This window comes from Kosakonia sp., assembly GCF_032052965.1.
In the GTDB taxonomy this organism is placed as follows: domain Bacteria; phylum Pseudomonadota; class Gammaproteobacteria; order Enterobacterales; family Enterobacteriaceae; genus Kosakonia.
Genome location: NZ_DAMBVN010000003.1, coordinates 227704 through 242142, shown reverse-complemented (window position 1 = coordinate 242142; position 14439 = coordinate 227704). Strand labels below are relative to the sequence as shown.

The window sequence follows — 14439 nt, the reverse complement described above, 5'->3', positions numbered from 1 at the left end:
AATCAATCTTTATAAGTGGTAAGTGGAATCTATGCATATTACGTTGCGTCAGCTTGAAGTCTTTGCTGAAGTGCTGAAAAGCGGCTCCACCACCCAGGCTTCACAGCGGCTTTCTCTTTCCCAGTCTGCGGTAAGTGCAGCGCTCACCGATCTGGAAGGCCAACTGGGGGTGCAACTGTTCGACAGGGTCGGTAAGCGTCTGGTGGTGAATGAACATGGGCGGTTGCTCTATCCGCGTGCGCTGGCCGCTCTGGAGCAGGCTACGGAAATTGAGCAATTGTTTCGTGAAGACAACGGTGCAATACGGGTATTTGCCAGTAGCACCATCGGCAACTACATCCTGCCGGAAGTGATCGCCCGCTACCGCCGCGACTTCCCTGTGCTACCGCTGGAGCTAAGCGTCGGCAACAGTCTCGATGTGATCAATGCCGTGGCCGATTTTCGCGTGGATATCGGTTTAATCGAAGGGCCGTGCCACACCGCAGAAATCATTGCTGAACCCTGGCTTGAAGATGAACTGGTGGTGTTTGCTCCGCCTTCCGCGTCCCTGCTACGGGGTGAGATAACGCTGGAGCGGCTCGCGGCGGCACCGTGGATCCTGCGTGAGCGGGGCTCAGGCACGCGTGAGATTGTCGACTATTTGCTGCTGTCGCATTTACCTCAGTTTCATCTCGGCATGGAGTTGGGTAATTCTGAAGCCATAAAACACGCGGTACGCCACGGTCTTGGCATCAGTTGCCTGTCGCGTCGGGTGATCGCCGAACAACTGGAAACCGGTTCATTAGTTGAAGTGCCGATCCCGCTGCCGCGTCTGGTTCGCACATTATGGCGCATACACCATCGGCAAAAACACCTCTCCAGCGCCCTCGAACGCTTTATTCGTTACTGCGCCATTTAATTGCACCATCAGCATGCGTCTGCACCGTTTCGGTGAGCAGACGCAGCGCTATTTCCTCCCATCCATTGCTGCGTTGTGCTTGTACTGCACGTTATGACGGATATATCGCGTTGGCACATTAGTTGCAAAATGTTATTCAAAGAATCTTTTGTTTCATGAGCGATGAGGTGTTAACGATGAAGAAATGGATGATGGCGGCAGCAGGTGCAGCATTAATGATGACATGCGCCGGGCAGGCGCTGGCGGATCAGTTGCAGGATATTCAGAAACGCGGCGTACTTCGCGTTGCAGTGCCGCAGGACTTCCCGCCTTTTGGTTCCGTGGGCACCGATCTCAAACCGCAAGGTTACGATATTGATATGGCGGAATACCTGGCGAAAAGCATGAAAGTAACGTTGCAACTGGTGCCGGTCACCAGCGCCAACCGCGTACCGTACCTGCAAACCCACAAAGTCGACCTGGTCATTTCCAGCCTGGGTAAGAACGCGGAACGCGAAAAAGTGATCGACTTTAGTCGCGCGTATGCACCGTTCTTCCTGGGGGTGTTTGGCCCGAAAGCGGCAACGTTGAGTGATGCAAAAGCGTTGAGCGGCAAATCCATTGGCGTCACCCGCGGTGCGGTGGAGGATATGGTTTTGAGCGATATCGCGCCGAAAGATGCTGATGTTAAACGCTACGAAGACAACAACACCACGCTCTCTGCCTATATGTCCGGGCAGGTTCAGTACCTTGCCACTGGCAACGTGGTGGTAGCCGCTATTGCCCGCCAGAACCCGCAAAAAGCGCCGGTCAGTCAGTTTATGCTGAAAGACTCGCCGTGCTACATCGGGCTGATGAAAAACGAACCGGCACTGAAAAGCGAAGTCGACAAGCTGGTGGAGCAGGCGCTGAAAGATGGCACGCTGAACAACCTGTCGCAAAAATGGATGCAGGCACCGTTGCCGGCCAACTTCGGCGCGTAACCGCATGACAACGTCGCTGGATTTCGTTGCGCTGTGGCCATTCTGGCCGCAGCTGCTTGCGGGCTTGTGGACAACCCTGACGCTCACCGTGCTGGCGACGGTGGGGGGCGTGTCGCTGGGCATTGTCGGTGCCGCGCTACGAAGCGGAAAGCCCAGCCTGCTGAGCACGGTGTGGGGCGTGTATGTGGAGCTGATCCGAAACACGCCATTTGTGGTGCAACTTTTCTTTATTGTGTTTGGCTTGCCAGGGCTGGGCCTCAAGCTGACCGCGGGTGAGGCTGCCTTGATTGCCATGGTGGTGAATCTGGGTGCCTACAGTACCGAAATTATCCGTGCCGGGATTCAGGTCACGCCGAAGGGACAGTGGGAAGCTGCGCGGGTGCTCGGGCTGACCCGTGGGCAGGCTTTTATCCGCGTGATCCTGCCGCCTGCGCTAAAGCGTATTTATCCAGCCCTGGTCAGCCAGTGCATTATCGTGATGCTGGGGTCATCTGTGGTGTCGCAGGTCTCCTATGAAGAGCTGACATTTATGGCCAACCTGATCCAGTCGCGCACCTTTTTAAGTTTTGAAGCCTATTTCCTCACCACGCTGTTGTATCTGGCCTTGTCGCTGCTGATGCGTCAGGCGTTGCTGGCGATTGGCCGTAAATGGTTAGGGAGCGAGAGCTGATGAGTACCTTTACCGACTGGGACATTCTACGCAATCTGCTGCTGGCAGCGCGCTGGACGGTACTGCTGTCGCTGATTGCGTTTTTTTGCGGGACGCTGGTCACGCTGCCACTGCTGGTGTTGCGCATTAGCCGCTGGCAGTGGCCAAAAAGGGCGATAGCCGGTTACGCGGCGCTGTTTCAGGGAACGCCGCTGCTAATGCAACTGTTTCTGGCATTTTTTGGTCTGGCGCTGTTTGGTATTGATGTGAGCGCCTGGACAGCGGCCACACTTGCGCTCACGCTGTTTACCAGCGCGTTTCTGCTGGATATTTGGTACGGCAGCATTAAAGCCTTGCCAAAGGGGCAGTGGGAGGCTTGCCGTTGCCTGGGGTTGAGTTTTGGGCAGACGCTGTTTCGGGTGGTGGCACCGCAGGCCATTCGTATTGCTATTGCGCCGACGGTCGGTTTTTCGGTACAGGTGATCAAAGGCACGGCGCTGGCGTCAATCATTGGCTTTGTGGAACTCACTAAAGCCGGAACCATGCTCAATAATGTCACATTCGCTCCGTTTAAAGTGTTCGGCCTGGTTGCGCTGGGCTACTTCCTGCTGTGTTATCCGCTGTCGCGCTACAGCCGTTATCTGGAGAAAAAATTCCATGCCGCTCATCACCATTAATGATGTTCAAAAATACTATGGCGACAATCACGTGCTGAAGGGTGTTAGTCTCGACATTGAGATGGGCGAAGTGGTGTCGATCATTGGCCGTAGCGGTTCTGGCAAAAGTACTTTGCTGCGCTGTATGAATGGGCTGGAAGGTTATCAGGACGGCAGTATCAAGCTGGGCGGAATGACCGTGACCGACCGGGAATCTCAAGCGCGGGAAATAAGCCGCTCCGTGGGTATGGTGTTCCAGAGCTTTAATTTGTTCCCGCATATGACCGCGCTGGAAAACGTGATGTTGGCCCCGCGTCGGGTACTGAAGCTCCCGGCGCAGGCATGCCGGGAGCTGGCGATCCAGATGCTGGAAAAGGTTGGTCTTGGCGAACGTATTGACTCCTATCCGGCGAATCTCTCCGGCGGGCAGCAGCAGCGTGTCGCCATTGCCCGCGCATTGGCAATGAAACCCAAAGTGCTGTTGTGCGATGAGATTACCTCAGCGCTGGATCCAGAACTGGTGGGTGAAGTGCTGCGCGTGCTGGAGCAACTTGCCGCAGAGGGGATGACGTTGATCCTCGTTACCCATGAAATGAATTTTGCCCGTGAAGTGGGCAATCGCGTGGTGTTTATGCATCAGGGTAAAGTCTGGGAGCAGGGGGAGAGTAAATCCTTTTTCACCCAGCCGCGCACGCCAGAACTGCAACAGTTTATCGCCTCTGTACGTGGGTTAAATTAATCGCCGTCGCTCCCGCTGCGCTGCGGGAGCGCTTTACCGCCTCGCAACATTCCCCAATCACTGCTTTACTTATAATTCGCTGCCTATCATGAAGCTCTCTAATAACAGACGTTTTATGCCGGAATGGCTGCGTTTCGTTTGCTACAATCGCGCCTCATTTTTTGGATGGATAGCTTTTTCTTATGGTTTCCGAATCAAAAACCACACAAGCGCCCACGCTACGTCGTGAACTGAAGGCGCGTCACCTGACGATGATTGCCATTGGCGGATCCATCGGCACAGGGTTGTTTGTCGCATCAGGGGCGACCATTTCTTCAGCGGGCCCGGGCGGCGCGCTGTTCTCCTATATTCTCATTGGTCTGATGGTTTACTTCCTGATGACCAGCCTCGGCGAACTCGCCGCATTTATGCCCGTTTCAGGTTCATTTTCCACTTACGGTCAGAAATATGTTGAAGAGGGCTTTGGCTTCGCCCTGGGCTGGAACTACTGGTACAACTGGGCGGTAACCATTGCTGTTGACCTTGTGGCTTCGCAGCTGGTGATGACCTGGTGGTTCCCGGACACGCCAGGCTGGATCTGGAGCGCGCTGTTCCTGGTTGTGATTTTCCTGCTCAACTACATTTCGGTAAAAGGCTTTGGCGAAGCGGAATACTGGTTCTCGCTGATCAAAGTGGCAACGGTAATCATCTTTATCGTGGTCGGCGTGATGATGATCGTCGGTATTTTCCAGGGCGAAAAACCGGCAGGCTGGAGCAACTGGGCGATTGGCGATGCGCCATTTGCCGGCGGTTTTTCGGCGATGATTGGTGTGGCGATGATCGTGGGCTTTTCCTTCCAGGGGACGGAGCTTATCGGCATTGCGGCGGGTGAATCTGAAGATCCGGAAAAGAATATTCCGCGTGCGGTGCGGCAGGTGTTCTGGCGTATCCTGCTGTTTTACGTCTTCGCGATCCTGATTATCAGCCTGATCATTCCGTATACCGACCCGAGCCTGTTGCGTAACGATGTGAAAGATATCAGCGTCAGCCCGTTCACACTGGTGTTCGAGCATGCGGGGCTGTTGTCTGCAGCGGCGGTGATGAATGCCGTGATCCTGACGGCAGTGCTGTCGGCGGGTAACTCCGGCATGTATGCCTCCACGCGTATGCTTTATACCCTGGCCTGTGACGGTAAAGCGCCGCGTGTTTTCGCCAAACTGTCGAAAGGTGGCGTACCGCGTAATGCGTTATATGCCACTACCGTCATTGCGGCGCTCTGTTTTCTGACCTCCATGTTTGGCAACCAGACCGTGTACCTGTGGCTGCTTAACACCTCAGGGATGACGGGCTTTATTGCCTGGCTGGGCATTGCGATTAGCCACTACCGTTTCCGTCGCGGTTACGTTGCGCAGGGTCACTCGCTGGATAACTTACCGTACCGTTCTGGCTTCTTCCCACTGGGGCCGATCTTCGCCTTCGTACTGTGCCTGATCATTACCCTCGGCCAGAACTATCAGGCTTTCCTCGCCGATAGTATCGACTGGGGCGCGGTAACGGCGACGTATATCGGCATTCCGTTATTCCTGCTGATTTGGTTCGGTTACAAACTGTCGAAAGGTACGCGTTTCGTGCGCTATAGTGAGATGGAGTTCCCGGAGCGTTTCACTCAATAAGTATTCACTCTTTTAGCCCTCTTTCCGGAGGGCTTTTTTTTGCCTGAAAAAGTTCCCTGCGCGTCTGCAAATTTACATAACTTTAAAATAATGAAATTGATAAGCATTATCATTTTCATTAATGTAACTCGCTGAATAACAAGGAGCTGGCTGCGACTTTTTGCGCCCTGATCTCCGGTAATGCTTCCGCCCTTGTCACAGTAATGAGGCGCGGTCTTTGGCTTGTGAGCACCCCTTTTGCCTTTATTTTGACCTCATGGAGTTACGGAATGTTTACCTTGAATCCCATCGTGCGGGGAGGCCTTTGCGCGTCTGCATTGTGCTGGGCGCTGCCAACCCTGGCGGCCGTAGAGAGCGGTGAAACACTGGTGGTGACGGCCTCTGCCAGCGAACAAAACCTGAAAGATGCCCCAGCCAGTATCAGCGTGATCACCCAGCAGGATCTCCAGCGTAAGCCGGTGCAAAACCTGAAGGATGTGCTGAAAGAGGTACCCGGCGTACAGCTCACCAATGAAGGCGATAACCGTAAAGGCGTGAGTTTGCGCGGTCTCGACAGCAGCTATACGCTGATCCTGATTGACGGTAAGCGCGTCAACTCTCGTAATGCCGTCTTCCGCCATAACGATTTTGATCTCAATTGGATCCCGGTTGATGCTATCGAACGGATTGAAGTAGTGCGCGGGCCGATGTCGTCACTGTATGGATCGGATGCGTTGGGCGGGGTGGTGAACATCATCACCAAAAAGATTGGCCAGCGCTGGAGCGGCAGCATTACCGCCGACAGCACTGTTCAGGAACATCGCGATCGTGGCGACACCTGGAATGGTCAGTTCTATACCAGCGGCCCGTTAATTGACGGTGTGCTCGGGATGAAAGCATTTGGTAGTGTGGCGAAACGCGAAAAAGATCAGCAGCAGTCATCCCAAAGCGACGCCAGCGGCCAGACGCCGCGTATTGAAGGCTTTACCAACCGTGATGGTAATGTCGAGTTTGCCTGGACACCGACAGAGGATCAGGACATTACCGCCGGTTACGGCTATGACCGCCAGGATCGGGATTCTGATTCGCTGAACAAAAATCGCCTCGACAGGCAGAACTACTCGCTGGCGCATAATGGCCGTTGGGAAATGGGCAACAGCGAACTGCGTTTTTATGGCGAAAAGGTCGACAATAAAAACCCCGGAAATAGCAGCCCCATCACTTCGCAAAGCAATACCCTGGACGGTAAGTACGTGCTGCCGCTGGGCACCCTCAATCAACTGCTCACCGTTGGCGGCGAGTGGCGGCACGATAAGCTGACAGATCCGGTGAATCTGACTGGCGGTAACGGCAGCGAAACCTCTGCCAGCCAGTACGCGCTGTTTATCGAAGATGAGTGGCGTATTTTTGAGCCGCTGGCACTGACCACCGGCGTACGTATGGATGACCACGATACCTACGGCGACCACTGGAGCCCGCGTGCGTACCTCGTTTACAGCGCGACGGATACAGTGACGGTGAAAGGCGGCTGGGCAACGGCTTTCAAAGCGCCGTCCCTGCTGCAGCTCAGCCCTGACTGGGCCACTAACTCCTGTCGTGGGAGCTGCCGTATTGTAGGTAGCCCGGAACTGAAGCCGGAAACCAGTGAGAGCTTCGAGCTCGGGCTCTATTACAGTGGCGAAGAGGGCTGGCTGGACGGTGTGCAGGGGAGTGTAACGGCATTTCAAAACAACATTGACGACATGATCAATATCAGTCGCACACCCAGCCTGAGCGAAGCCCCGGGCTATTCCAACTTTGTCGGCTTTGAACGCAATGCGAATGGCAGATCGATCCCGGTATTCCGTTATTACAATGTTGATAAAGCGCGCATTCAGGGGGTGGAAACGGAGCTGAAAGTGCCGTTTGGTGAGGCATGGAAACTGACGTTGAATTACACCTATAACGACGGCCGCAATCTCAGTGGCGGTGGTAATAAGCCGCTGCAGGATTTGCCATACCACACCGCCAACAGCACGCTGGACTGGCAGACCACCGAAGACTGGTCGTTCTATCTTTCTGCGAACTACACCGGTGAAAAGCGTTCAACCACGCAGGGTACTACACCTGGCGGTTACGTTATCTGGAATATGGGCGGCGCCTGGCAGGCCAGTAAAAACGTCAAACTGCGTGCGGGTGTGCTGAACCTTGGCGACAAAGATCTGAGCCGTGATGACTACAGCTATAACGAAGATGGCCGTCGTTACTTTATGGCAGTGGATTACCGTTTCTGATGAAGAAAACCGGTGGCAGGACGCCACCGGTAGCGGGATTACTTCAGCAAATGCTGCGCATGGAAGCGCAGATGATCTTCAATAAACGAAGCGATAAAGAAATAGCTGTGATCATAGCCAGGCTGAATGCGTAGCGTCAGCGGCCAGGATTTTTGCCTGGCCACTTCCGCCAGTCGCGCAGGTTGCAGCTGATCGGCGAGGAACTGATCGTTATCACCCTGATCGATAAGCATCGGTATTGCGCGACTTTCATCGCTCTCCAGCATCAAGGCACAGCTATCCCATTCGCGCCATTGTTGCGCATTGTCACCCAAATAGGTGCTAAAGGCTTTTTGCCCCCACGGAACTTGCAGCGGGTTAACGATCGGCGCGAATGCGGAAACGCTCGTATAGCGCCCCGGGTTTTTCAACGCCAGCAGCAGGGCACCGTGGCCGCCCATTGAATGGCCGCTGATGGCACAGTGAGGGCTAACATTAAACTCGTTATTGATAAGCGCCGGTAACTCATCGCGCAGATAATCATACATCCGGTAGTGCGCTGCCCACGGTTGCACAGTGGCATTAAGATAAAAACCGGCACCCTTGCCAAGATCGTAACTGTCTGCATCGGCAACGTCATCGCCGCGCGGGCTGGTATCCGGCATCACCAGTACAATACCCAGTTCTGCCGCGACGCGTTGTGCACCCGCTTTGGTGGTGAAATTCTCATCATTGCAGGTCAGGCCGGAGAGCCAGTACAGCACCGGCGGTGGCGTGGCGCTGTGCTGCGGCGGTAAAAAAATGCTAAAGGTCATCGTACAGTTGAGTACGGCGGAGTCGTGGCGCCAGCGCTGTTGCCAGCCTTCAAAACAGCGGTGCTCTTCGAGCAGTTCCATGCGGGGCTCCTCAGTTAATGGTGCGTCGTAAGTAAAAGCGATCTTTGCATAATACAGATTATTCATCCCGCTGTGAGTAACTTTCACTTTCGCATAAATGCGACATACTGCATCATAAACATAACTTTACGTTAACAAATGAGGTGTGCATGGTACGCGCGGTCGCGCTCTGCGGGTTTATTGTGCTGGTGGTAGCGATGGGAATAGGGCGCTTTGCTTTTACGCCTCAAGTGCCGCTGATGATCCGCGATGGGCAACTCACCCTGACCAGCGCCGGGCTGGTGGCGGCGATCAATTATCTGGGGTATCTGCTCGGCGCGTGGGATGCGATGCGTGCGCAGCGACATATCGAACTCCGTCTCTGGTCAGGTATTGGCGGCGCGGTGGCGCTGACGTTTTTATCGTCTATAGCCGACAACGCACTGCTGCATGGTGCAATACGTCTGGTGATCGGCGCGATGAGCGGCTGGGCGATGGTGCTGATTGCCGCCTGGACAAATGATCGACTGGCCCAGGCCGGGCGGCCAGGTTTGAGCGCCGCCGTGTTTGCCGGACCAGGTGCTGGCATTGCCTTAAGCGGCCTGCTGGCAGTGGCTATCCAGGCGAAAGGCTTGTCGGCGGCGTCGGCCTGGCAAGTGTATGGCGTGCTGGCCTTATTGCTGGTGGTAATGATTGCCCGTTACCTGCCGCGCCCCGGCGAATGGCACCGGCCGGGGCAAATCGTGCAAGCACTGCCCATGACCGCGAACGTGAAACGCCTGGTCTGGAGCTACAGCCTCGCCGGGTTTGGCTATATTCTGCCTGCAACTTTCCTCTCTCAAATGGCGGCGCTGCGCTTTCCTGGCAGTCTGTTTGCTCAGTTTGTCTGGCCGGTTTTTGGCGTGGCCTCGGTGGTAGGCATTGCGTTAAGCATCTTGCTGCGTCATGCGGGCCACACGCATCAGCGCTTAGCCATCGTACTGTGGTTACAGGGAGCAGGGGTGTTGGCAGCATGGCTGCTTCCAGGCATTGGCGGGTTGATTACCGGAGCGCTACTGGTCGGCGGCGGTTTCCTTTGCGCAGTCCAGCTGTCGTTGCTGTATGGACGTGAACTTGCTCCTGCCCATGCGCGCTACATGGCGGGGTTACTGACCACGGGTTATGCGTTGGGGCAACTGGTCGGGCCGATGACCTCAGCGCTTTCGACCTGGCTCACACAGCGTCTTGAACCGGCGCTCGGGGTGGCTGCCATCGCTCTGCTGATCGGTGGCATTCTGGTCTGGAAACGCTCACCCTGAAAGAGAGCCGGATTTCAATAATTATCGATACCAGGGCTGGATTATGTGCGCGACCTCACGCACAATGATTGCTCACTTCGCCCGTTGTCATGGCGAAGCACGCCACACCTGCAGGAGAATAAAAAGATGTCATCACTCACTAAAGAAGCGGCTCTCGTTCATGAGGCACTGGTTGCCCGTGGTCTGGAAACGCCATTGCGTCCACCGGTCCGCGAGATGGATAACGAAACCCGTAAGCGCCTGATCGCTGGCCACATGACCGAGGTGATGCAGCTGCTGAATCTCGATCTGAATGATGACAGCCTGATGGAAACGCCACATCGCATCGCCAAAATGTATGTCGATGAGATATTTTCTGGCCTCGATTATGCCAATTTCCCGAAGATCACCGTCATTGAAAACAAAATGAAAGTGGATGAAATGGTCACGGTACGCGATATCACCCTGACCAGTACCTGTGAACACCATTTTGTTACTATCGACGGCAAAGCGACGGTAGCGTACATCCCGAAAGAGTCGGTGATAGGCTTATCGAAAATCAACCGCATTGTGCAGTTTTTTGCCCAGCGTCCGCAGGTGCAGGAGCGTTTAACGCAGCAGATCCTGACCGCACTGCAAACCCTGCTCGGCACCAACAATGTGGCCGTATCGATTGATGCGGTGCATTATTGCGTTAAAGCACGTGGTATCCGAGATGCGACCAGCGCCACTACCACCACCTCGCTGGGAGGCTTGTTTAAATCAAGCCAGAATACCCGCCAGGAGTTCCTGCGCGCTGTGCGCCACACTAACTGATTGTCGGAGAGCCGGAGACATGGAACGCAATGTCACGCTGGATTTTGTTCGTGGCGTTGCCATTCTGGGTATTCTGCTTCTGAATATTTCTGCCTTTGGTTTGCCAAAGGCAGCCTACCTGAACCCTGCCTGGTATGGCGAAGTCACGCAACGGGATGCCTGGACATGGGCCTTTCTCGATCTTTTTGCCCAGGTTAAATTTCTCTCGCTGTTTGCCATTTTGTTTGGCGCGGGCCTGCAAATGCTGCTGCCGCGGGGTAAACGCTGGATACAGTCCCGTCTGACCCTGCTGGTGCTGTTAGGGTTTATTCATGCGCTCTTTTTCTGGGATGGCGACATTCTGCTGGCTTATGGCCTGGTAGGGTTGATTGCCTGGCGGATGATCCGTGATGCACAGAGCGTAAAATCCCTCTTTAATACCGGGATCGTGCTTTATCTGATTGGCATTGCTGTACTGCTGTTACTTGGCGGCATCTCGGGAGGGCAGGCAAATCGTGCCTGGCTGCCGGATGCGGCAAATCTGCAATACGAAGCCTGGTGGAAAACCAGCGGTAGCGCCATCGAAGCGGTCAGCAACCGGGCGGATATGCTCTCTAATATGCTGCTGGCGCTGGGCGCGCAGTATGGCTGGCAACTGGCTGGGTTAATGCTACTGGGGGCGGCATTAATGCGTAGCGGCTGGTTAAAAGGCCAGTTCAGCCTGCGTCATTACCGGCAAGTGGGCGCGCTGTTGATTGTGCTCGGTATGTTGATTAATCTGCCCGCGATTATTGCTCAATGGCAGTTGGGCTGGTCTTATCGCTGGTGTGCCTTTATCCTGCAGGCGCCGCGAGAACTCGGCGCACCGCTGCAGGCGCTGGGTTATGCCGCACTGGCATGGGGGTTCTGGCCGCAGATTTGCGCCAGCAGGCTGGTCAGTGCCATTGCCTGTGTCGGCCGTATGGCGTTGAGCAACTATCTGCTACAGACCCTGATCTGCACAACGCTGTTCAATCACCTCGGTTTATTTATGAAATTTGACCGCCTCCAGTTGCTGGCTTTTGTGCCAGCGGTGTGGGGCATCAATATTCTCTTCTCCCTCTTCTGGCTTAAACGCTTCCGTCAGGGGCCACTGGAATGGCTATGGCGGCAGTTAACCGCACGTGCTGCAGGGACATCATTATCGCGCACATCCAGATAACGATCTGGATCACAATCGTTAACAAAACGGATGTAACCGTTTCCATTGATGTGATGCCACTCACGTAGCAATCACCAGCCTACTGACAAAATAGCCCCCTTACTTAACCCAGGGGGTGACTGTGAACTGCCGCAATCCAGAAAAGGTGGGGAAAAATGATCACCATTCGTGACGTTGCCCGTCAGGCGGGCGTTTCTGTCGCGACGGTTTCCCGCGTACTTAACAACAGTGCACTGGTTAGCCAGGAGACGCGTGAAGCGGTGATGAAAGCGGTCGCACAGCTTGGTTATCGCCCGAATGCCAATGCCCAGGCGCTGGCGACGCAGGTGAGCGACACCATCGGCGTGGTCGTGATGGACGTGTCGGACGCCTTCTTTGGCGCGCTGGTGAAAGCGGTCGATACCGTCGCGCAGCAGCACCAGAAATATGTGCTGATTGGAAACAGTTACCACGAAGCCGAGAAAGAGCGCCACTCCATCGAAGTCCTGATACGACAACGCTGTAACGCCTTGATTGTCCATTCAAAAGCTTTAAGCGATGAAGAGCTGGCCGGTTTCATGGAGCAGATTCCAGGCATGGTGTTAATTAACCGGCTGGTACCGGGTTATGCCCATCGTTGTGTCTGCCTGGACAACGTCAGCGGCGCGATGATGGCAACACGCATGCTGCTCAATCATGGTCATCAGCGCATTGGTTATCTGGCGTCCAGTCACCAGATTGAAGATAACGATTTACGTCGCGAAGGCTGGTTCCGCGCACTGGAAGAGCAGGGCATTGCCGCGCCGGATAGCTGGGTAGGCACCGGATCGCCGGATATGCAGGGCGGTGAAGCCGCGATGGTCGAGCTGCTGGGGCGTAACCTGCAACTGACGGCCGTATTTGCCTATAACGACAGCATGGCCGCAGGTGCGCTGACGGCGCTGAAAGATAACGGCATTGCGGTGCCACAGCATTTGTCATTGATTGGTTTCGATGATATTCCCATTGCCCGCTACACCGATCCTCAACTGACTACTGTGCGTTATCCGGTGGCCTCGATGGCGCGTCTTGCGACGGAGCTGGCACTGCTGGGTGCCGCAGGGAAGCTGGATTTACAGGCTTCTCACTGTTTTATGCCCACGCTGGTGCGTCGCCATTCGGTAAGCCAGCGACAAACTGTGGCATCGATCACTAACTTATAACGTCGGGTGATGTAACCGTTTTCAATCTGTGAGTAAATTCACAGTATCTTAACAAGACGCTGACTATGATGTCAGCGTCTTAGAAGCTGAAACACGATGTAACGGTGAGTGTTTATTTTACCTGCGCTTTGCGGCGTTACACATCGAAGAAAGCGAATTCTGGAGCGTTACCGTACACGGACGAATGGATTTTTTTAGCGTGAGCTTCGGTCGAAAGTAACGTTCCATTAACATACTTCCCGCCGAGCATTATTCACAAGAACTACCCTGCATATAAAAAACCGGAGATACCATGAATAAGAAGGTGTTGACTCTGTCTGCTGTTATGGCAAGCATGCTTTTTGGCGCAGCCGCACACGCAGCGGATACCCGTATTGGTGTGACCATTTATAAGTATGACGACAACTTTATGTCTGTTGTACGTAAGGCTATCGAGAAAGATGCCAAAGCAGCGCCGGATGTACAGCTGCTGATGAACGACTCCCAGAATGACCAATCCAAACAGAATGACCAGATCGACGTCCTGCTGGCGAAAGGCGTAAAAGCACTGGCGATCAACCTGGTTGACCCGGCAGCGGCGGGGACTGTTATTGAGAAAGCGCGCGGCCAGAATGTGCCGGTGGTGTTCTTCAACAAAGAGCCGTCTCGCAAAGCGCTGGATAGCTACGACAAAGCCTATTATGTGGGTACCGACTCCAAAGAATCCGGCGTTATTCAGGGCGACCTGATTGCGAAACACTGGGCGGCGAATCAGGGCTGGGATCTGAATAAAGATGGCCAGATCCAGTTCGTACTGCTGAAAGGCGAACCGGGCCACCCGGATGCGGAAGCGCGTACCACTTACGTTATTAAAGAGCTGAATGACAAGGGCATCAAAACCCAGCAGCTGGCACTGGATACCGCAATGTGGGACACCGCTCAGGCGAAAGATAAAATGGATGCCTGGCTCTCCGGTCCTAACGCTAACAAAATTGAAGTGGTTATCGCGAACAACGACGCCATGGCAATGGGTGCGGTAGAAGCGCTGAAAGCCCACAACAAGTCTTCTATTCCGGTCTTTGGTGTCGATGCGCTGCCTGAAGCTCTGGCGCTGGTTAAATCCGGTGCGATGGCCGGTACCGTGCTGAACGATGCCAACAACCAGGCAAAAGCCAGCTTTGATTTGGCGAAAAACCTCGCCGAAGGTAAAGAAGCCGCTGCCGGCACCAACTGGAAAATTGAGAACAAAGTTGTTCGCATTCCTTATGTTGGTGTAGATAAAGACAACCTGGCTGAAATTGCCGGTAAATAATAAGCAAGCCTGTTCTCACTGGGCGCAACCTT

The 14439-nt window shown here is 54.6% G+C and carries 13 protein-coding genes; 12 read left to right on the top strand and 1 reads right to left on the bottom strand.

What is annotated here, in order from left to right:
• Positions 1 to 31: 31 nt before the first annotated feature.
• From yieE to cirA, 7 genes are all read left to right on the top strand, one after another.
• Positions 32 to 898, top strand: coding sequence for a DNA-binding transcriptional regulator YeiE (gene yieE, locus RTX30_RS06245; protein ID WP_312687922.1), 867 nt, complete (start codon positions 32 to 34; stop codon positions 896 to 898).
• A gap of 176 nt (positions 899 to 1074) precedes the next feature.
• Positions 1075 to 1860 carry a transporter substrate-binding domain-containing protein gene (locus RTX30_RS06240; RefSeq protein ID WP_312687920.1) on the top strand — a complete coding sequence of 262 codons (786 nt, stop codon included), beginning with the start codon at positions 1075 to 1077 and terminating at the stop codon, positions 1858 to 1860.
• Between the two features lie 4 nt (positions 1861 to 1864).
• Positions 1865 to 2530, top strand: coding sequence for an amino acid ABC transporter permease (locus RTX30_RS06235; RefSeq protein ID WP_312687918.1), 666 nt, complete (start codon positions 1865 to 1867; stop codon positions 2528 to 2530).
• Positions 2530 to 3186 (top strand): amino acid ABC transporter permease, encoded by a 657-nt coding sequence (locus RTX30_RS06230; protein WP_312687916.1) that lies wholly within the window; start codon positions 2530 to 2532, stop codon positions 3184 to 3186. Before RTX30_RS06235 ends, RTX30_RS06230 begins: the two co-directional genes overlap by 1 nt.
• On the top strand, positions 3167 to 3904 hold the full coding sequence (locus tag RTX30_RS06225) for an amino acid ABC transporter ATP-binding protein (protein ID WP_312687914.1): 738 nt from the start codon (positions 3167 to 3169) through the stop codon (positions 3902 to 3904). The genes RTX30_RS06230 and RTX30_RS06225 overlap by 20 nt, the downstream gene beginning before the upstream one ends.
• 182 nt (positions 3905 to 4086) lie before the next feature.
• A complete protein-coding gene (locus tag RTX30_RS06220; RefSeq protein ID WP_312687911.1) occupies positions 4087 to 5556 on the top strand; it encodes an amino acid permease in 1470 nt (489 codons plus the stop codon).
• A gap of 269 nt (positions 5557 to 5825) precedes the next feature.
• Positions 5826 to 7808 (top strand): catecholate siderophore receptor CirA, encoded by a 1983-nt coding sequence (gene cirA / locus RTX30_RS06215; RefSeq protein ID WP_312687908.1) that lies wholly within the window; start codon positions 5826 to 5828, stop codon positions 7806 to 7808.
• Between the two features lie 38 nt (positions 7809 to 7846).
• Here cirA and fghA read toward each other — a convergent pair whose 3' ends face one another.
• Positions 7847 to 8683 (bottom strand): S-formylglutathione hydrolase, encoded by an 837-nt coding sequence (fghA, locus tag RTX30_RS06210; RefSeq protein WP_312687905.1) that lies wholly within the window; start codon positions 8681 to 8683, stop codon positions 7847 to 7849.
• A gap of 149 nt (positions 8684 to 8832) precedes the next feature.
• Here fghA and RTX30_RS06205 point away from each other — a divergent pair, with 149 nt between their 5' ends.
• The 5 genes from RTX30_RS06205 (at position 8833) to mglB (ending at position 14407) form a co-directional block, all read left to right on the top strand.
• On the top strand, positions 8833 to 9960 hold the full coding sequence (locus tag RTX30_RS06205) for a YbfB/YjiJ family MFS transporter (protein WP_312687902.1): 1128 nt from the start codon (positions 8833 to 8835) through the stop codon (positions 9958 to 9960).
• A gap of 126 nt (positions 9961 to 10086) precedes the next feature.
• Positions 10087 to 10755, top strand: coding sequence for a GTP cyclohydrolase I FolE (gene folE, locus RTX30_RS06200; protein WP_312687899.1), 669 nt, complete (start codon positions 10087 to 10089; stop codon positions 10753 to 10755).
• A gap of 19 nt (positions 10756 to 10774) precedes the next feature.
• Positions 10775 to 11935 (top strand): DUF418 domain-containing protein YeiB, encoded by a 1161-nt coding sequence (yeiB, locus tag RTX30_RS06195; protein WP_312687896.1) that lies wholly within the window; start codon positions 10775 to 10777, stop codon positions 11933 to 11935.
• A gap of 155 nt (positions 11936 to 12090) precedes the next feature.
• Positions 12091 to 13116 (top strand): HTH-type transcriptional regulator GalS, encoded by a 1026-nt coding sequence (gene galS / locus RTX30_RS06190; RefSeq protein ID WP_312687893.1) that lies wholly within the window; start codon positions 12091 to 12093, stop codon positions 13114 to 13116.
• Positions 13117 to 13408: 292 nt separating this feature from the next.
• A complete protein-coding gene (gene mglB / locus RTX30_RS06185) occupies positions 13409 to 14407 on the top strand; it encodes a galactose/glucose ABC transporter substrate-binding protein MglB (protein ID WP_312687890.1) in 999 nt (332 codons plus the stop codon).
• The last annotated feature ends 32 nt before the right edge of the window (positions 14408 to 14439 follow it).